Genomic DNA, 19,294 nt, shown 5'->3' with positions numbered 1-19,294 from the left:
GACGACTGGGCCGAGAATCCCACATCGCGGGGCTAGACCGATGCTATCACTCCTGTAGATCGGCGACCTTTTCGACCTCGCTTCGGAGTCTCGTCGAATCGAACTGGTGGTCCGGGCGCATCCGCACGAAGTCGAGGAACTCTCGAGCCGACAGCAACACGTCGGCGTCGTAGACGGCCACCGCCTCACGAACGGCGTCTCGAGCGCCGATTCTGGGCTCGAGAAGGGCCATCGCACAGGCGACGTCGTAGGCCGTCTTCTCCGCCATTCGACCCGCTGCGACGCTCGTGGCATCGATGACGTAGAGTTCGTCCTCACACACCAGCACGTTTTCCGCGCGGAGGTCCCCGTGGGCCAGCTCGTTCGCGTGCATCGTCGCGAGCATCTCGAACAGTTCCGGCGCTCGAGAGCGGATGTCCGAATCGGACACGTCGTCGAGCGACCGAAAGTCGGGTAGGTACTCGAGGACGAGGACGCCGAGTCCGTTGACCTCGAACGACTCGATCGGTTTTGGCGCGTTGAGACCGATTTCTCGGATTTGCTGTGTCGCCTCGTACTCGTGTTCGACCATCTCGCGGGGCGTGTCGAACCGGTCGAAAAACCCCTCGGTTCCCGAGGAAAACGCGCCGACGTTTCGCCCGGTCGTCAACAGCGCGTGGACCAGCGCGTTCTGTTTGGAGACGATCTTGACGAAGAACTCGTCGTCGATCACACACGGTATCGAAAGCCAGTTGTCCGCCTCGAGGAACTCGACGCGTACTACGTCCCGGTCGTATCGATCCGCCAGCGTGCGTGCGACCCGCTCGAGGCGGCTCCATTCGACGGATCCACGCGCGAACTGACGGATATCCATGTGCTGTGAGTAAGGACGGTGAAGCTTAAATGAGTCTCGAACTGTAGGCGAGAATGGGTGTCGGCCGGCGGTCGAGGTTCGGAGCGGTTCCTTCACGAAACGGTCAGTCGAATGCGACCGTCATAACAGTATTATTTTCATGGTGGCGATACTACCCTCGAGCAATCATGTATGCCGTGGATAATCTCAGCGACGCAATCGACGCGACACGGGAGTTCCTCACGCCGATTAGCCTCGGACTTGTGCTCAGACTCGCGCTGATCGTCTTCTTCGTGAGCAGCCTGGGCTTCTCTGGGCCGGGGATCCCGTTTGGCGACGTCGGAATGGTCACCGACGAGACGCCACAGTCAGACGTCGAGGGTGAGTTCCAGGGGAGCGTTCAGGAACAGTACGAGCAGGAAACGGGCGAAGAGTTCCCGATGGATGAAGTAATCGCCGTAGCGCTCGTTCTCGCTGCTATCTCCATCGGAATCTGGCTCATATTTGGTCTCATCACGGCGATCATGGAGTTCGTCTTTATCGAATCGTTGCGATCCGAGGAGGTCCACGTCAGACAGTATTTCCTCGAGAACCTCGGACGCGGGTTTCGACTGTTCGTCTTTCGAGTCATCGTAAACGCCGTCCCGGTCGCTATCGTGGGCGGGCTACTCTACTACGAACTGACCGGTGGAGACCTACTCGATCAATTGACTGGTGCCACGCTCTGGGGGATCGTTGTGTTGGGAGTGGTCTTCGCGCTCGTTTACAGCATCATCCTCCGCTTTACGTCCGAGTTCGTCGCCCCCATCATGCTACTCGAGGAACGCGGTGTGCTGAGCGCGTGGGGTCAGTTCTGGTCGACGTTCAAAGCGAACTGGTCTGAGTACGTCGTCTACCTCGTGCTCGCGTGGATACTCCTGCTCGTCATCACGATCACTGCGTGGTTCGTCTTCGGCATCGCGGCGATCGTGCTCGCGATTCCGTTCGTGATTCTGGCGTTCGTTCTGTTCGCCGTGCTCGCAGAACTCGGCTTGGTGGGCGGAATCCTGTTTACCCTCTTTATGGTCGCCGCTCTCGTAACGTTCCTGCTGTTGCTGTCGATCGTCTGGACGCCGATCACGGTGTACTTCCGATACTACGCGCTCTTGTTGCTCGGGGACACCAACGCGGATCTCGACCTCGTTCCGGACCTGCGTGCAGCGCTCCGTGGAAACGTGACTGGCGCTGCTTCAGGTGCATCGACAGCGGGTCAGGCAACCGACTCCCGCTGGGACGACGAACAGACCGCCGGCCAGTCCGGGTTCGACGACCACGACGACTCGTGGTCGACGACCGACAGTTCCGGAGCGTCGGACGACGACGAGTTCGAATGGTACCACACGGACGACTCGGCGGACGAAGCGACCGGTGACGACAGCGGGCGGGACACGGATACAGAATCCGATCGTGAGGAGTCGACGGATGATTTCGAAGGAAGTGACGGAGAGGCCGAGGACGACGAGGACGACGAACTCGACGACCGCGGCTGGTAACGACTGACCCTGTACTTCGTCGGTGCGCTTATGCCTCGAGCCGGCAAGTGTTGCGTATGGAAGCCGACCTATCCGACGAGCATCGGATGATTCGACAGACCGTCAGAGACGTCTGTACGGACGAAATCGCACCGATCGCTCAGGAGATCGAGGACGAACACCGGTTTCCCGACGAGATTTTCGAGATGTTCGCCGATCTCGATATCATGGGCGTTCCCATCGACGAGGAGTACGGTGGGCTCGGCGGCGATACGTTGATGTACGCGCTGATCGCCGAGGAAATCGGTACGGTTTCGGGGTCGATCGGCCTGTCCTACGTCGCACACACGTCTCTGGCGTCGAAACCGCTCGAGTTGTTCGGCACCGAGGCACAGAAAGAACGGTGGCTTCGGCCGCTCGCCGAGGGCGAGTATCTCGGCGGCTGGGCACTAACCGAACCCGAAAGCGGATCGGACGCGTCCGGAATGAGTACGACAGCCCGCAAAGACGGCTCGGAGTGGGTTCTCGACGGGACGAAGCAGTTTATCACCAATGCATCGGTGGCGGGGTCGATCCTCGTCAAGGCCGTGACCGATCCCGACGCGGGGTACGACGGGATTTCGACGTTCATCGTCGATCCGAACGAGGACGAGGGCTTCGAGGTGACGACGACCTGGGAGAAAATGGGGCTCAACGCCTCGCCCACCTGCGAGATTTCCCTCGATAGCGTGCGATTGCCGGCGGATCGACTGCTCGGCGAGGAGGGCGAGGGATGGGAACAGACGAAAAAGACCCTCGACGGTGGCCGGATTTCGATCGCCGCGCTCTCGACGGGACTGGCACAGGGGGCCTACGAGCACGCGAAACGCTACAGCACCGAGCGCGAACAGTTCGACCAGCCGATTTCGAAGTTCGACGCCGTTCGAGACAAGATCGTCGATATGTACCGTAAAACCGAGCGAGCGCGCCTGCTCACTCACAAGGCCGCCCGGAAGTACGATCGAGGTGAACCAGTCACGAAGGCCTCCGCCCTCGCGAAACTCGACGCCAGCGAAGCCGCTCGAGAGGTCGCCGAAGACGCGGTGCAGGTACTCGGCGGATACGGCTACACGACCGACTTCGCGCCGCAGCGGTTCTATCGCGACGCGAAGCTCATGGAGATCGGCGAAGGAACGAGCGAGATCCAACACCTCGTCATCGGTCGGGAACTCGGTCTCTAAGCGGCGGGACGGATCGACAACCGCCCAAAGTGATTACTTCCTCCGGTCGAACGGCGAAAGCGCGATCGAAACGATCGACGAACGGAAAGACGTGTCCTCTCGCTGGCGATACGACCGTGTCAAGTGTAACACCACCAGATAGCCGATACCGGACATCGCCAGTCCGATGATGACGTTTCCGACGAGCAGGAACTGGACGAGTTCGATCACCGTATCAACCGCCTCGTGCTTGACGGTGACCAGTTGGTCCGAACCCAGAAACGTACTTCCAAGCTGGTAACTGCCGACGTACACCGCTGGTTTGACGAACGGATTCAAAACGACGACGGCCGCGAACATCGCCGTTTTACTCGCCCAGGCGTACCAGTAGGCAAGAATGGCCAGCAATCCGAGCCCAAGCCCGCCGGTTGGCATCGACGTTACGAACAGACCGATCGAAAAACTAAACGCCACCTCGTGCGGTGTATGGTTCTCGGCGAATGCGGCGGTTAACTCGCGTCGAACGCGATCACGGTACACCGCCAGCCGATCTCGGATCATCCAAGCGTTGTGTGGTGATGTGGTGCAGGCGAGAAAAAACTACCGAGTAGAGATAATCGGACTAGCGGGCGCTTGACTGTCCCGCATCGACGCTCGAGGGAGGGCTCAGGGGAACGTTCCGGCTTCTTCGAACGCTCCGGCAACGCGCTCGAGGGCGACCACGTACGCTGCCGTCCGGAACGACTCGAGGTCGTTTTCTTCGTAGCTCTCGACCAGATCGTCGAAGGCCTCGACGATGATCGACTCGAGTTCCTCGTTGACGCGCTCTTCGGACCAGTAGAAGCGCTGTCGGTTCTGCACCCATTCGAAGTACGAGACGGTGACGCCGCCCGCGTTTGCGAGAATGTCGGGAATGACCAGCACGTCTTCGTCCGCGAGTACCTCGTCGGCGTCGGGCGTCAGCGGCCCGTTTGCCGCCTCCGAAATGACGTCCGCCTGCACGGATTTCGCGAGTTCGCCGTCGATCGCGTTCTCGAGGGCCGCAGGGATCAGGAGATCGACGTCGAGCGTGAGGACATCTTCGTTCGTGATTTCGTCGGTCGCGCCCTCGAATCCGGTGATGGAGCCGGTTTCGTGTTTGTGATCTTTCGCCGCGACGGGATCGAAGCCGTCCGGGTTGTAGACGCCGCCGCTCGAGTCGCTCGCGGCGACGACTTTCGCGCCCATCTCGTCGATCAGTTTCGCGGCGATCCAGCCGGCGTTGCCATAGCCCTGTACGGCGACCGTTGCGCCTTCGAGGTCCTTATCGAGGTAGTCGAAGGCTTCGCGCGCGGCGAGGACGGTCGATCGTCCCGTCGCCTCGACGCGGCCCTCGCTACCGCCCGAATCGAGCGCTTTCCCGGTGATGACGCCGGGCTCGGTGGTGTTCTCGAGCGTCTCGTAGGTGTCTTTGATCCAGTTCATCTCCCGCTGACCCGTGTTTACGTCGGGTGCGGGAACGTCGCGGTCGACGCCGATCAACGGGCGGAGTTCCTTCGCGAACGCCCGCGTCAGTCGTTCGATTTCGTCGGCGGAGTACTCGTCGGGGTCGATGATAATTCCGCCTTTGCCGCCGCCGTAGGGAATGCCCACGGTTGCACATTTGTACACCATCCAGCCGGACAGCGCTTTTACTTCGTCGCGGGAAACGTCCGGATGGTATCGAATGCCGCCCTTGTACGGACCGCGGTCGCCGTTAAATTGCGAGCGAAACGCTTTGAATCGCTCGAGCGATCCGTCGTCGAGTTCGACGGTGAGATTCGTCTCGAGTACGCGTTCTGGGTGTTTGAGACGCTCGAGAACGTCGTTGCCAATGTCGACGTGTGAGCTGGCCTCGTCGATCTGGGATTGCAAACTTTCGAACGGGTTGGCTTGCTCCGACATACGCAGCTATTTTTGCGAGTGGGGGATAAGCGTAGCGAATGTCTATCACGACCAGTTCTAATACATATTTACACTATATATACACCACTATATATCGGATGTACGATCAGTTGTGTTCGGAGGGGGCGCCCGAGCGCTCGAGAATTCGCTCGGCGCGTGCGATCAGGGGCGCGTCGATCATTTCGCCGTCGACTTCGAAGACGCCTCGACCGGCGTCGTCCGCGTCGCGTTTGGCCGCCAGAACGGCTCGAGCCCACTCGAGGTCCTCGACGGACGGGACGAACGCGTCGGTGATCGGGTCGACCTGTGCAGGGTGGATCGCGAGTTTGCCGTCGTACCCCAGTTGAACGGCGAACGCCGCCTCCTCGCGCAGGCCCGACTCGTCCTCGAAATCGGTGAAGACGGTGTCGATCGCGTCGATATCGGCGGCCGACGCGGCGAGGACGACGCGTTCTCGAGCGTAGAGCACCTCCGTTCCCTCTGCCGTTCGCGTCGCACCGATATCCGCGGCGAGGTCCTCCGCGCCGAACACGAGCGCCGTCGTTTCGGGAACCGACGCGATGTCGGGCGCGGCCAACACGCCCGCCGCGTTCTCGACGAGGGCGAAAACCGGCAGTGTTGTACCGTGTTCGGCAAGTCTGTCGACGAGCGACCGAACGTCCTCGGCCGAGGCGACCTTCGGAAGCATGACGCTATCGACGAGCGGATCGCCGAAATCGGCCTCGAGTATCGCCTCGAGATCCGCCTCGATCTCCGTTGAATTCCCGGTAACTCTCACGCAGACCTCGCAGTCGGGATCGAACTCGGAGTCGGAGAGAACCGACGCGACGGCCGCTCGAGCGTCCGATTTTCGATTCGGAGACACCGCATCCTCGAGGTCGAAAACGATCACGTCCGCACCGGAACGGGGCGCTTTCCGGAGCAGTTCGGACTGATCGCCCGGGGTGAACAGAACGCTTCGACGAGCCATACAGTGTCTGCGCGGGGGAGCGAAGTGAAAGTACGGGTGATCCACCGCGCGTGCAATCGCGATGCGACGGACTGCTCGCTACCGGCGAGTTCCTCCCCGAAACCTATGGCGCTCCTCGTTGTGGATTCGTCCATGTCCATCGAGAGTACGAATCCAGCCACCGGTGAGACGCTCGAGACCTACGACGGTGAATCGACCGCGGAGCGAGACGAGGCGCTCGAGCGAGCCGAGGAAGTGTTCGCGGAGTGGCGCGAGGTCCCGATCGAGGATCGACAGCAGATGCTCACGAGGGCGGGCGAGCAGTTGCGCGAGAACGAATCGACGTACGCACAGTTAATGACAAACGAGATGGGAAAACCGATCGCACAGAGCCGCGCCGAGGTCGAAAAGTGCGCCTGGCTCTGTGACTACTACGCCGAACACGCCGCCGAGCACTTACAGGACGAGCGAATCGCGAGCGAGGCTGACGCACGGACGCTGATCAGCTACGAGCCCATCGGGACGGTGCTGGCGATCATGCCCTGGAACTTCCCGTTCTGGCAGGCGTTTCGCTTCGCCGTACCGAACCTCGCCGCCGGCAACGTCGGCGTTCTGAAACACGCCTCGAACGTCCCCGGCTGCGCTCGAGCCATCGAAGACGTCTTCCGGGAGGCCGGCTGTCCCGAGGGTGCGTTCACGTCCCTGCTGATCGGCTCCGACGAAACCGACGAGGTCATCGCCGACGATCGAATCGACGCCGTCACGCTCACCGGCTCGAGCGGTGCGGGCCGCTCGGTGGCCGAAACGGCCGGCAGCGAGCTGAAAAAGACCGTCCTCGAACTCGGCGGAAGCGACCCGTTCGTCGTCCTCGACGACGCGGACCTCGAACTCGCCGTCGAGAAGGGAACGCAGGCGCGGCTCATCAACTCCGGACAGTCCTGCATCGCCGCGAAGCGATTCATCGTCGTCGAGGACGTCTACGACGAGTTCCTCGAGGCGTTCGTCGAACGCATGGACGAACAGGTCGTCGGCGATCCGACGGACGAGGACACCGACGTCGGCCCGCAGGCTCGCGAGGACCTGCTCGAGACGCTCGACGAGCAGGTACAGGAGACCGTCGAGCGGGGTGCGGAGTGTCACATCGGCGGCGAACCCATGGATCGCGACGGCGCGTTCTATCCGCCGACGGTTCTGAGCGACATTCCGCCGGGGTCGCCGGCTGATCAGGAGGAACTGTTCGGGCCCGTCGCGACGGTGTTTCGCGTTCCCGACGAGGCGGCGGCCGTCGAGAAGGCAAACGATACCCAGTTCGGCCTCGGTGCCAGCGTCTGGACCGAAGACGAGACTCGAGGCGAACGCGTTGCCAGGCGGTTCGAGTCGGGAATGGCGTTCGTGAACGAACTCGTCAAGTCCGATCCGAGACTGCCCTTCGGCGGCGTCAAGGAGTCCGGCTACGGGCGCGAACTCGCCGAGCAAGGTATTCGGGAGTTCGTCAACACGAAGACGATCTGGGTGCAACACGAGAGCGGCGAGGACGACGGACTGGTCGAGTAGGGAGTCTGGGGGGACCTAACAAAGGAAATCTGTCGTCGAGAGTTACCGCACCTCGATGGGTGTCGATACTCAGGAGGACCGTGTAGACAGCCCAAGAACGCCTATTACGACGAGCGCTGCAGCAAGGCCTGCAGGAATACCGAATCCGGGCATTCCGTCGTCTTCGATCGTACTTTCCGCGTAGACAGTTTCTTCGTCGGCGTTGAGGAGATCCCACGTCGCCGTTGTTCCGTCTTCGCTTATCTCATCAGCATTGTGCTCCTGGATTTCGCCGGGCATGATCAGTTCGTACTCGACGGTGATCTCGCTCTCATATTCTGCAGGGTCGCCTTCATCCTCCGTATCGTCGATAATGCCGGAATCTTCGAACTCGATCGTATCGTCGTTGACAGTGACGTTGATGTCGTCCGAACCAGCGGGATCGACGTTATGTGCGCTAACGGATACACGGTAGTCTCCGTTGTCGAGTTCATCGACCGACGAACTGACCTCCTCGTAGTGTTCTTCGTCGGCATCGCCCAGCATTTCGTCTTCCATCATCGCCGCCACTGAGTCGTACCCGTCCGCCTGGGCATTGCTCTCGAGTTCGTCGTAGAGGAGCTCGTTCATCTCCATTTCGACGCCCATCGTCTCGAGGTCCCCATCGGGTGAAACTTCGACTGTCGCCGTCATATGGAGACAGCCCGAGACGAGTACCAGACCGAGTACCGCCATCGCTGCGATCGATTTTCTGTTCATCGTTCCACCGCCGTTGGACCACGGTGGATGCCGATTAGCCCAACATGCTCGTCGAGTACGACACTCGTCTTCTCGCTACGTTGTCTTCTTTCCGTCACTGGATTGTCAACTCCAGTTGAAGCAATCAATCGGCTCTATTTAATGACATCGATAGTATGAACTGTATTGTAATTCAACAGGAATCGGGATGCGTTGGATGCGGTACCGTTGGTATTTTTCATGCTGACTCGCGACCATGCTGCTATGACCGGGCTGTACTACGAGGATCTCGAGATCGGAAAGACAATCGAGCACGAGCGCCGTCGAACGATATCTGAAAGCGACAACCAGCGCTTTTGCGATCTGACGATGAACCAGCAGCCCTTGCACCTCGATTCCGGCTTCGCCGAGGAGACCCAGTTCGGCGAGCGGATCGTCAACGGCCTCTACACGATGTCGCTGGCGGTCGGCATCTCGATCCCCGAAACGACGGATGGAACGATCGTCGCGAACCTCTCCTACGACGACGTCGAGTATCCAGAACCCGTCTTCCACGGCGATACGATCCGCGCGCAATCGACCGCGACCGAGAAGCGAGAAACGTCAGACGGCGAGCGCGGCGTCGTCACGATGTGCGTCGAGGTCTTCAACCAGCACGACGACCTGGTCTGTTCGTTCGATCGAACGGTCCTCTCGAGAAAGCGCGAACACGCCGACAGCCAGAGCGATACCTAGCGGCTGAGAAAGCCGGTCAGGCTTTCGCCTGCCACGTCCGAACCCGATCCGCGCTCACGCCCTCGACGCTCTCGGCGACGGCGTCCGGATCGGCGTCTGAGAGATCCGCGACGTCTTCGATCCCCGCGTTCGCCAGCTTTTCGACCGTCTTCGCGCCGATCCCCTCGAGCGCTTCGAGGTCCGAGCCGCTGTCGGCCTCTCGAGCCTGGAACTCCCGGTAGTTACAGATCGGACAGCCCAGTTCCCACGGCTCGTCGCCGTTGTGGACGAGCAGTTCCGGCAGGTCGTGTTCCTCGCAGCGCTCCTCCGTTACCTCTATCTCGCCGCGACGCGGGAGCGGCAGCGAGTACTCGCAGTCGGGGTAACGAGTACAGCCGACCAGTCTCGACCCGCTCTGGAGGGTCTTGACTGCGAGTTCTCCCCCGTGTTCTTCTCCACAGTCTGGACACGCCCCGAGCGTCGGCCCTTCGCCCGCCTCATCTGCCTTACAGAGCGCACAGCCGTGGACGAACGTCTGCCGGCCGGCGAGCATCTTCACCTCGTTGAGCCCGTGTTCCTCGCACTCTTCATCGAGGATCAGCGGCTTGCCCGTCGACGGGAGCGGCAGCGTGTTTTCACAGTCCGGATAGCCGTCACAACCGATGAAGTACGAGCCGTGGCGCGAGCGCCGGACGAGCAGGTCCTCGCCGCACTCCGGACACGGCCCGAGGCGCTTGTCGTCCTTGAGCGACTTGCGAAGTTGGTCGCCGATCTCCTCGCGGGAGTCCGCGAGGCTCGCGAAGATGTCCTCGAGCATCTCGCGGGATTCGTCGGTGACGTCCTCGAGCGTGGCCTCGCCGTTCGCGATCGCGTCCATATCCGCCTCGAGCTGGGCGGTCATCCCCTCGCTGACGACGCGGTCGGCGTAGTCCTCGGCGGCGGTGACGACGGCCATCGCGAGTCGCGTCGGCCGCGGCGGATCGCTCTCGATGTAGCCGCGATCGTAGAGCTTTTCGATGGTCTCGTGGCGGGTCGATTTCGTCCCGATGCCCAGATCCTCCATCGTCTCGATGAGCCGAGACTGGCCGTATCGCCGCGGCGGCTGGGTCTCCTTGGCCTCGAGTTCGGCGTCGGCAAGCGCGAGTTCTTCGCCCACGTCGACGGCGGGCACGAAGTTCTCCGAGGTGTTGAAGTACGGGTAGACGGCGTGGTAGCCGGGTTCGACGAGTCGTTTGCCGTTGGCCTTGAGCCGCTCCTCGCCCGCGACTTCGGCGACGACCTTGAGATGTTCCCACTCCGCGGGCTCTGCGACGGTCGCGTAGAAGCGCCGCACGACGAGTTCGAACACTTCCCACTCGTCGTCGGAGACGTCGCCGCCCCGTGAAGGGATCTCGCCGGTCGGGTGGATCGGCGGGTGGTCGGTCGTCTCTTCGTCGCCCTCCGTCGGGACGATTTCGTCGGCCTCGAGCAGCGATTCTGCGCTCTCGCCGAGCGTCGGGTGGCCGACGAAGTCGTCGAGCAGTTCCTCGGGGTCCAGATCGTCCGGGTAGACCGTGTTGTCCGTCCGGGGATAGGTGATGTAGCCAGCAGTGTAGAGCTCCTCCGCGATGGACATCGCTCGTTTGGCGGAGTAGCCGATGGCGCTCGCGGCGCGGATGAACTGAGTCGTGTTAAACGGCGTCGGCGGCGAGTCGGTCCGCGTGCGGCCGTTGACATCGACGACAGTCGCCGAGTCCGCACTCGAGAGCGTCTCGTAGACGCCCTCGGCAGTCGACTCGTCCCAGACGCGTTCGGCTTCGTTGTCGTCCTCGTCGCGGTAGAAGTACTGGGCTTCGAACGGCGCGGTCGGGTCCTCGCCGCTCTCGGCGTCGGCTTCGGCACCGTCGGCGGCGGTCTTCGAGAGATCGGCGACCAGCTCCCAGTAGGATTCCGGGTCAAACGCCTCGATCTCGCGCTCGCGATCGACCATCAGCTTGAGCGTCGGCGACTGGACGCGCCCGACGGAGATGAAGTCGTTGCCCAGTTGGCCCGAGGAAAGCGAAAGGAACCGGGTCAGCGACGCGCCCCAGATCAGATCGATGATCTGGCGGGCCTCGCCGGCGGCGGCGAGGTCGAAATCGAGTTCGTCGGGTTCGTCGAACGCCGATTTGACCTCGTTTTCGGTGATCGAGGAGAACCGAACGCGACGGATCGGGATGTCGTCGTTCGCTTCCTCGACGATTTCGTAGGCTTCCTTGCCGATGAGTTCGCCCTCGCGGTCGTAGTCCGTCGCGATCGTCGCCCGTTCTGCCTTCCGCGCGAGAATGCGCAGCGTCGCGACGATGTTCTCTTTGGTCGGCGTCTTTTCGACGCTCGCGTCGATCAACTCCGCGGGTTCGACGTCTCGCCAGTCAGAGTACTCCGGCGGGAAGTCCACCCCGACGACGTGGCCGGAGAGGCCCACACACCGCTTGCCGCCCCACTCGTAGACGTTCACCCCGTTCTCGCGACTCGAGTCCATCGAGTCCCCGCTCAGGATTTCGGCGATTCGCCGCGCAGCGTTGTCCTTCTCCGTGATTATCAGCTCCACGGTCGCTCACCTCCCGAGTCTAATCCGTTTATCATGATCGCTCGGTACGACCGAGATTGGGATAACGCTTTCGACGAAATACACCCGAAACCGCTGGACAGCGCGGGTGTGCGTGCGTTGTGCGCTCGCGTGCGCGAGGTGGCTCACTCGAGATGTGACGCTCCACAAGCGCGTGTGCGGACAGTTATCCGTCTGCAATCCCTCCCCGAACCCATGACGCGCCGAATGACGGTATCGCTCGACGACGACGCGGAGACGGCACTCGAGACGCTCATGTCCCAAACCGACAACGGACAGAGCGAGGTGGTTCGACGGGCGCTCGCATTCTATGCGGCGAACTTCGAGGCGGCCAGCGGGCGACCGAGCGACAATCTCGAGCAGTACTACCAGATGCTCTCCTCGGGCGAGCACGTCCTGCTCGACGTTGACTTTCTGCACTGTTTTCTCGAGCGGCTGTACGAGGACGGCGATCCGGACCCCGAGTTCGTCGAGGCCGCCGATCGCGTTTCGGACTACCACGCCCACGAGTACGCAGAGCGCTTCGAGAGCGTCGAGGAGCTTCTCGAGTGGCTGTCGTTTTGTGGATTTCTGGCGGTTCGTTCGCAGGGCGAGGGCGTCTATCAGATCGTCTTCGCCTCCGAGCCGATCCGGTGGTTCATGACGCGGTTCATCGAGCGCAGCACGGTCGACCTGCCGGTCGATCTCGAGATAGATCAGGGACTGTCGAAGGTGATCATTACGGAAAGTACGCCGTCGGATCGGTCCGCTTGAGAGCGCGAATTCGAAACTGACCACAGGTTACGGTTCTGATCGAATTCTCGATCGCGAACCAGTTTGTAAGAGGATAACATATTGGGGTGGACCACACACCGCGAAAGGATTATACACTGCGAGAGGGTCGCACGCATTCATACGAGTTCATACCGAATCATCGAATGCGAACGTTTGACGTATCTCGTATGATCGACTCTCAACAACCCTTTTGTCGATTACGGAGAGGGATGTGAGTGGATATCGCACATGGGTGTCGTAGAACGACTCAAGGCGATCGGTCCGGGGGCGCTCGTCGCAGCGGCGTTCGTGGGCCCAGGTACAGTAACGACAGCAAGCGTCATCGGGGCTGAGTACGCCTACCTCCTGTTGTGGACCATCGCGTTTTCGATCGTCGCGACGATGGTCCTTCAGGAGATGAGCGCCCGTCTCGGGCTGGTTTCTCGAGAAGGTCTCGGGGAAGCGCTTCGAAACGAGTTTTCGAACCCGATCATCAGGACGGCCACCGTCGGATTGGTGGTCGCCGCGATCGGCATCGGAACGGCGGCGTTCCAGACCGGCAACATCGTCGGCGGTGCGGCGGGATTGAGCACCATCACCGGCGTCAGCGAGACCGTCTGGGGGCCGCTGATCGGCCTCGTCGCGGGCGCGTTGCTCTGGACGGGCAACTACAAGCTGATCGAACGGGTGTTCATCGGCCTCGTCACGGTCATGGGACTCGCGTTCGTCGTCAACGCGATCATGGTCCGACCGGATTTCGGAGCCGTCGCCGGGGGACTCGTTCCTCGAGTGCCCGACGGGTCGGCGTACCTGATCGCCGGCCTCGTCGGGACCACCGTCGTCGGCTACAACCTGTTCCTCCACGCGAGCACCGTCCAGGAGCGCTGGGACGGCCCGGCAGACCTCGCCGAGTGTCGTACCGACACCATCGCGATGGTCGCAGTCGGCGGAATCATCACGACCTCGATCGTCGTGACAGCGGCCGCGGTGTTCCCCGAGGGAACTTCGATCGAGAACGTCGGCGAGATGGCCGACCAGTTAGAGCCGGTCTTCGGCGGGTACGCGATGACCTTCTTCGCGGTCGGCCTGTTCGCCGCCGGCTTTACGAGCGCGATGAGCGCGCCGCTCGCAGGGGCCTATGCAACCGCCGGCGCGCTAGGCTGGGAACGGGACCTCACGTCGACGCGATTCCGCGCGATCTGGATCGCGATCCTCGGCGTCGGGATCGTCTTCTCTGCGCTCGATTACAGCCCCGTGGAGATCATCGTCTTCGCACAGGTCGCAAACGGGCTTTTGCTGCCGATCCTCGCGGTCTTCCTGATCTACGCGATGAACAACGAGTCCCTGCTCGGCGAGTACACGAACGGGACGCTCCAGAACGTCCTCGGCGCGGTGATCACGCTAGTCGTCGTCGGTCTCGGTCTTCAGACGTTGTACGACGTGCTTCTCGCGTAACGAACTCATCAGCACAATCTTTCCACCTCTCACATGAACGAATCAGACATGACGGACGGAACCGAATCGGACCAGCCAAGCGACGACGAGACCCCGACCGGCGATCGACCGGAACGCTCGAGCGACGGTCATTCGAAACACTCGAGCGACAACCGTACGGAACGCTCGACTAGCGACGGTTCAGGCGACTCGAGCGAGACCGCTACTCGAGTCGGCGTCGACGTGGGCGGGACGTTCACTGACGTTGCGCTCTCGGTCGAGGATCGGCTGGTCACCGCGAAGGTGCCGACGACCGACGACCAGAGCGTCGGCGTCCTCGAGGGGATCGAGAAGGCCTGCGAGCGCGCGGGCATCGATCCGAGCGAGATCGACGAGTTCGCCCACGCGATGACGGTTTCGGTCAACGCCCTGCTCGAGCGCGGCGGCGCGAAGACCGCGCTGGTCACGACCGAGGGGTTCCGGGACGTCCTTGAGATCGGCAGGCAGGATCGGCCCGACCTGTACGATCTCGAGGTCGAAAAGCCGGACCCGCTCGTACCTCGACGCCGGCGATACGAACTCACGGAGCGAACGACGCCCGAGGGCGTCGAACGGGCCGTCGACCCCGAGGCGGTGCGCGAACTCGCCGCGACACTGCGAGAGCGCGATGTCGAGAGCGTCGCCATCTGCCTGCTCCACGCCTACGCGGACCCCGAAAACGAACGAATCGTCGCCGACGTGCTCCGGGACGAACTCGAGGTCCCGGTGTCTGCCTCCCACGAGGTGCTCGCGGAGTTCCGCGAGTTCGAGCGAACCTCGACGACGGCCGTCGACGCCTACGTCCGCCCGGCGATCGACAGCTACGTCGGTAGACTGGTCGACGAGGCCGCGGATGCCGGCATCCCCGCGCCGCGGATCATGCAGGCCAACGGCGGCATTGCCGATCCCGAGACGGTTCGAAAGCAGGCCGTCACGACCACGCTTTCGGGGCCCGCAGCGGGCGTCGTCGGCGCGGCCGCCACGGTGGACGACGACGCCGTTTCGGGACTGGTCACCTTCGACATGGGCGGCACCTCGAGCGACGTGAGCCTCGTCCGGGACGGCGAAGCCGAGCGGACGACCGACTCGGAAATCGACGGCCTCCCGATTCGCACGCCGATGGTCGACGTGAACACTGTCGGCGCTGGCGGGGGGTCGATCGCGTGGGTCGACGCGGGAGGCGCGCTCCGCGTCGGTCCCCGTTCGTCGGGTGCCCAGCCCGGACCGGTCTGTTACGGCCGCGGCGGCACCGAACCGACGGTGACCGACGCGAACGTCGTGCTCGGTTACATCGGTCCCGAGACGGCCCTCGGCGGGGAGTTCACCCTCGACGTCGAGGCCGCCCACGACGCGCTGGAACGACTGGCGGACGAGGCGGGCCTCGAGAGCGCGCTCGAGGCTGCCCGCGGCGTCTACCGCGTCGCGAACGCGACGATGACCCGGACGATCCGGTCGGTCACCGTCGAGCGGGGCCACGATCCGCGCTCGTTCGCGCTCGTCGCCTTCGGCGGTGCGGGACCGATGCACGCGGCGGCGCTCGCCGAGAGCCTCGAGGTCGACCGAGTCGTCGTCCCGCGGCCAGGTGGCGTCCTCTCGGCGTTCGGCCTGCTCGCGGCAGACGAGAGCTACGACGCGGTCCGAACCGTCGGCGTCGACCTCGAGAGCGCGGACCCGTCCCGTCTCGAGGACGTCTACGACGGGCTCGTGTCGGAGGTTCTGGCCGACGCGTCCGACCCCGACGCGGCCCGGATCGAACGAACGGCCGACTGTCGGTACGCGGGCCAGAGCTTCGAGCTGTCCGTTTCGGTCGGCCAAGAGTTCGATCCGGCGGCGGTCGCCGAGCGGTTTCACGAGTCCCACGAACAGGCCTACGGCTACGCGATGGACGAGACCGTCGAGGTGGTCAACCTGCGTGCCACCGCGACCGTCGACGGGCCCGACCCGATCGTCCGCCACGACGGCGACGGCCAGGCTCGAATCGGAGCGCGGGACGCCCACTTCCCCGGCCACGGCACGCAGGAGACCGCCGTCTACGAGCGAGACCGCCTCGAGCCGGGCGCACCGATCGAGGGCCCCGCGGTCCTCGAGCAGGCCGAGAGTACGACCGTCGTCCCGCCCGCGTGGTCTGGCGAGATCCTCGAGGACGGCACGCTCGTCATGACTCGAGCCGAGTCGACGACCGAAACAGCACGCCAATGAGCACACCGAAATCAGCCACACCGATGACCGACGAAGCCATCGATCCGATCACACTGGAGGTACTGCGAAACCAGCTCGAGAGCGCCGCCGAGGAGATGGGCCAGACCCTGATCCGCGGGGCGTACTCGCCGAACATCAAGGAGCGCCGCGACTGTTCGACGGCGCTGTTCGACGCCGAGGGCAGGATGGTCGCCCAGGCCGAACACATCCCCGTCCACCTCGGCGCGATGCCCGAGTCCGTCGCGGCCGTCCGCGAGCACGATCCGAAGCCCGGCGACGTGTTCGTGCTCAACGACCCGTTTACCGGCGGCACGCACCTGCCCGACGTGACGATGGTCTCCCCGATCGCGCCCGATTCGGAGATCGTCGGCTACGCGGTTTCTCGAGCCCACCACGCCGACGTTGGCGGGATGACGCCCGGCAGCATGCCGGCCGGTGCGCGCGAGATCTACCAGGAGGGGCTCCGGCTGCCGCCGATCCGGCTCGTCGAGGACGGCGAGATCCGATCGGACGTGCAGTCGCTCATCCTCGCGAACGTTCGCAACGCTCGAGAGCGCAGAGCGGACTTTCGCGCCCAGCTCGCGGCGAACGAACGCGCCGAAGCGCGCGTCGCGTCGCTGATCGACGAACACGGCGAGGAAACCGTACTCGCCGGGTTCGACGCCGTCATCGAGTACTCTCGAGACCGGATCGCGAGCGAACTCGAGGAGGTACCGGACGGCGTCTACGAGGCGACTGACGTGCTCGAAGGCGATGGGATCACCGACGAAGACGTCCGGATCGAGACGACTGTCACGGTCGACGGCGCGACGATCGACGTCGACTTCTCGGGGAGCGCATCGCAGGTCGACGGAAACCTCAACGCGCCGCTGGCCGTCGCCAAGAGCGCGGTCTACTTCGTCGTCCGGTGTATCACCGACCCCGAAATCCCGCCGAACGAAGGCTGTTACGAGCCGGTCTCGGTCGACGCGCCCGAGGGGTCGGTGCTCAACCCCACCGCACCCGCTGCGGTGGTGGGCGGCAACGTCGAAACCAGCCAGCGAGTCACCGACGTGGTCTTCAGCGCCCTCGCGAAGGCGACTCCGGATCGCGTGCCCGCGCAGGGACAGGGAACGATGAACAACCTGACCATCGGCGCTCGAGACGGCTCCTTTACCTACTACGAGACGATCGCCGGCGGCTTCGGCGCTCGAGCGACCGCGGACGGGATGGACGGGGTCCAGGTCGGCATGACCAACACGCTCAACACGCCCATCGAGTCGATGGAGACCGAGTACCCGATGCGGGTCGAACGCTACGCCTTCCGGCCTGGAAGCGGCGGAGAGGGGAAGTTCCGCGGCGGCCTCGGCCTCGAGCGATCGGTCACCGTCGAGACGGACGCGACCGTCTCGTTGCTCACTGAACGGCGACGCCACGCCCCCGGCGGGGTCGCCGGTGGAAGGGACGGCGCTCGAGGAGAGAACGTACTCGAGTTACCAGCAGGATTCGACCTCCCCGACGGCGTCGAATTGAACGAGAACGCCGTATCGGGAGCGGCCGGAGAATCGCCTCGCGAGGGCGAAACCACGGTCGCCGCGAAGACGACTGTCGACGTTCCCGTCGGAACGACGGTGACCGTTCGGACGCCCGGCGGCGGCGGTCACGGCGATCCAAGCGATCGCGAGACGGCGGCGCTCGAACGGGACCGAGCGGACGAGAAGGTTTCTGCTGGAGAGACGGGCGATGAGTGATGAGGGCCCCCACAAGACCAGTGGATCCGACAGTGGGTCCGAACTCGCAGGCGACGACGGCCGAGACCGCATCGGGGTGATCGTCCCCTCGTCGAACACGACGGTCGAACCCGAGTTCGAGCGGGCGACCGCGGACGACGTGACGATACATTCGGCCCGAATGGCCCTCGAGTCGGTCACCGTCGACGAACTCGACGCGATGAGCGACGACGCGGTCCGCGGCGGAGAACTGCTCGCACACGCAGCCGTCGATGCGGTCGCCTACGCCTGTACCACGGGGAGCTTACTTCACGGCCCCGGGTTCGACGTGGAACTCGAGGAGCGCCTCGAGGACGCAGCGGGCGTCCCCGCAGTGGCAACGGCTCGCTCCGTCTGCAGAGCGCTCGAGGGACTCGCCGTCGAACGCGTCGGCGTGGTGACGCCGTACACGGAAGCGCTCGACGAACGAGAAGCAGAATTTCTCGAGGTCGCGGGCTTCGACGTCGTCGCCATCGACGGCCGCGGGATCGAGGCAAACACCGCCATCGGGACGCTCGATCCCGACGATGCTTACGAACAGGCGACTGCGATGGCGGACGGCCGCTCGCTCGATGCAGTGTTCATCTCGTGTACGAACTACCGCTCGCTCGCCGCAGTCGATCGGCTCGAGGGCGATCTGGGCGTTCCCGTCGTGACGAGCAACGGAGCGACGCTGTGGGACATCTGTCGCGTCGCATCGATCGACATCGACGCGCCCGGGGCGCTCTTCGACCGAAGCTGAATCCTCGACTCTCGACAGCGCTCAAAACAGCGGCAGTTCGCCCGTCACGCGGTCGACGAGGTCTTCTTCCGCGGGGCCGACGGCCAGCGCGGTGACGGTGCCCGGCTCGAGTTGGGTGTGACCGGCGTCGCGGATGAGCGACTGAGCGATTCCCTTGTGGTCTGCGATTTCGGAGAGTTCGTGGAGTTCGCGTTCGCTGCTTCCTTTCAGCACGATTTTCTTCTGGCCGCCGTTTTTCCACTTTCGCTGGGTTCGCTTGTCTGCCTTCTCGTAGGCCGAGAGGGAGGCGTGTGCGACCTGGGCGGCGAGTTTTCCCTGGCCCATCCCGATATCGGTCCGCGCGACGATGGCCTGTTTCATGCCCGAAGACTCGAGCGGGAACGATATAGGCGC

General features: G+C 63.4%; 16 protein-coding genes. 9 read left to right on the top strand and 7 right to left on the bottom strand.

Annotation, left to right across the window (positions count from 1 at the left end; all coding sequences use genetic code 11):
• Positions 1–46 precede the first annotated feature (46 nt).
• Positions 47–853, bottom strand: coding sequence for an RIO1 family regulatory kinase/ATPase domain-containing protein (locus HALLA_RS05230; RefSeq protein WP_049952394.1), 807 nt, complete (start codon positions 851–853; stop codon positions 47–49).
• Between the two features lie 167 nt (positions 854–1,020).
• Here HALLA_RS05230 and HALLA_RS05225 point away from each other — a divergent pair, with 167 nt between their 5' ends.
• On the top strand, positions 1,021–2,364 hold the full coding sequence (locus tag HALLA_RS05225) for a DUF7544 domain-containing protein (protein ID WP_049952393.1): 1,344 nt from the start codon (positions 1,021–1,023) through the stop codon (positions 2,362–2,364).
• Between the two features lie 56 nt (positions 2,365–2,420).
• Positions 2,421–3,563, top strand: coding sequence for an acyl-CoA dehydrogenase family protein (locus HALLA_RS05220; protein ID WP_049952392.1), 1,143 nt, complete (start codon positions 2,421–2,423; stop codon positions 3,561–3,563).
• Positions 3,564–3,596: 33 nt separating this feature from the next.
• Here HALLA_RS05220 and HALLA_RS05215 read toward each other — a convergent pair whose 3' ends face one another.
• The 3 genes from HALLA_RS05215 to HALLA_RS05205 all read right to left on the bottom strand — a co-directional run bounded on the left by HALLA_RS05215 (position 3,597) and on the right by HALLA_RS05205 (position 6,435).
• A complete protein-coding gene (locus HALLA_RS05215) occupies positions 3,597–4,103 on the bottom strand; it encodes a DUF2062 domain-containing protein (RefSeq protein ID WP_049952391.1) in 507 nt (168 codons plus the stop codon).
• 105 nt (positions 4,104–4,208) lie between these two features.
• Positions 4,209–5,465, bottom strand: a complete 1,257-nt coding sequence (locus HALLA_RS05210) for a Glu/Leu/Phe/Val family dehydrogenase (RefSeq protein ID WP_049952390.1) — start codon at positions 5,463–5,465, stop codon at positions 4,209–4,211.
• 106 nt (positions 5,466–5,571) lie between these two features.
• Positions 5,572–6,435, bottom strand: a complete 864-nt coding sequence (locus HALLA_RS05205) for an HpcH/HpaI aldolase/citrate lyase family protein (RefSeq protein ID WP_049952389.1) — start codon at positions 6,433–6,435, stop codon at positions 5,572–5,574.
• Between the two features lie 132 nt (positions 6,436–6,567).
• On the opposite strand from HALLA_RS05205, the gene HALLA_RS05200 reads away from it, so the two are divergent.
• On the top strand, positions 6,568–7,968 hold the full coding sequence (locus HALLA_RS05200; protein ID WP_049952388.1) for an NAD-dependent succinate-semialdehyde dehydrogenase: 1,401 nt from the start codon (positions 6,568–6,570) through the stop codon (positions 7,966–7,968).
• A gap of 69 nt (positions 7,969–8,037) precedes the next feature.
• Here HALLA_RS05200 and HALLA_RS05195 read toward each other — a convergent pair whose 3' ends face one another.
• On the bottom strand, positions 8,038–8,706 hold the full coding sequence (locus HALLA_RS05195; RefSeq protein ID WP_049952387.1) for a hypothetical protein: 669 nt from the start codon (positions 8,704–8,706) through the stop codon (positions 8,038–8,040).
• A gap of 219 nt (positions 8,707–8,925) precedes the next feature.
• Here HALLA_RS05195 and HALLA_RS05190 point away from each other — a divergent pair, with 219 nt between their 5' ends.
• The gene (locus HALLA_RS05190) at positions 8,926–9,420 is read left to right on the top strand and encodes a MaoC family dehydratase (RefSeq protein ID WP_339325750.1); all 495 of its coding nucleotides are present in this window, start codon (positions 8,926–8,928) and stop codon (positions 9,418–9,420) included.
• Positions 9,421–9,436: 16 nt separating this feature from the next.
• On the opposite strand, the gene HALLA_RS05185 is transcribed toward HALLA_RS05190, so the two are convergent.
• Positions 9,437–11,968 carry a DNA topoisomerase I gene (locus tag HALLA_RS05185; protein WP_049952385.1) on the bottom strand — a complete coding sequence of 844 codons (2,532 nt, stop codon included), beginning with the start codon at positions 11,966–11,968 and terminating at the stop codon, positions 9,437–9,439.
• Positions 11,969–12,181: 213 nt separating this feature from the next.
• Here HALLA_RS05185 and HALLA_RS05180 point away from each other — a divergent pair, with 213 nt between their 5' ends.
• The 5 genes from HALLA_RS05180 (at position 12,182) to HALLA_RS05160 (ending at position 18,901) form a co-directional block, all read left to right on the top strand.
• A complete protein-coding gene (locus tag HALLA_RS05180) occupies positions 12,182–12,739 on the top strand; it encodes a hypothetical protein (protein ID WP_049952384.1) in 558 nt (185 codons plus the stop codon).
• A 249-nt stretch (positions 12,740–12,988) separates the two neighbouring features.
• The gene (locus tag HALLA_RS05175; protein ID WP_049952383.1) at positions 12,989–14,194 is read left to right on the top strand and encodes an Nramp family divalent metal transporter; all 1,206 of its coding nucleotides are present in this window, start codon (positions 12,989–12,991) and stop codon (positions 14,192–14,194) included.
• A 33-nt stretch (positions 14,195–14,227) separates the two neighbouring features.
• Positions 14,228–16,411 carry a hydantoinase/oxoprolinase family protein gene (locus HALLA_RS05170; RefSeq protein WP_049952382.1) on the top strand — a complete coding sequence of 728 codons (2,184 nt, stop codon included), beginning with the start codon at positions 14,228–14,230 and terminating at the stop codon, positions 16,409–16,411.
• 23 nt (positions 16,412–16,434) lie between these two features.
• The gene (locus HALLA_RS05165; protein WP_049952381.1) at positions 16,435–18,141 is read left to right on the top strand and encodes a hydantoinase B/oxoprolinase family protein; all 1,707 of its coding nucleotides are present in this window, start codon (positions 16,435–16,437) and stop codon (positions 18,139–18,141) included.
• On the top strand, positions 18,134–18,901 hold the full coding sequence (locus tag HALLA_RS05160; RefSeq protein WP_084568936.1) for a maleate cis-trans isomerase family protein: 768 nt from the start codon (positions 18,134–18,136) through the stop codon (positions 18,899–18,901). The genes HALLA_RS05165 and HALLA_RS05160 overlap by 8 nt, the downstream gene beginning before the upstream one ends.
• Positions 18,902–18,922: 21 nt before the next feature.
• Here the strand turns inward: HALLA_RS05160 and pth2 are convergent, their stop codons facing one another.
• Positions 18,923–19,261, bottom strand: coding sequence for a peptidyl-tRNA hydrolase Pth2 (pth2, locus tag HALLA_RS05155; RefSeq protein WP_049952380.1), 339 nt, complete (start codon positions 19,259–19,261; stop codon positions 18,923–18,925).
• Between the last annotated feature and the right edge of the window lie 33 nt (positions 19,262–19,294).

Origin of the sequence: Halostagnicola larsenii XH-48, assembly GCF_000517625.1 — an archaeon.
Taxonomy (GTDB): Archaea; Halobacteriota; Halobacteria; order Halobacteriales; family Natrialbaceae; genus Halostagnicola; species Halostagnicola larsenii.
The sequence above is the reverse complement of the archived record's forward strand: the minus strand, read 5'-3'. Positions and strand labels throughout refer to the sequence as shown.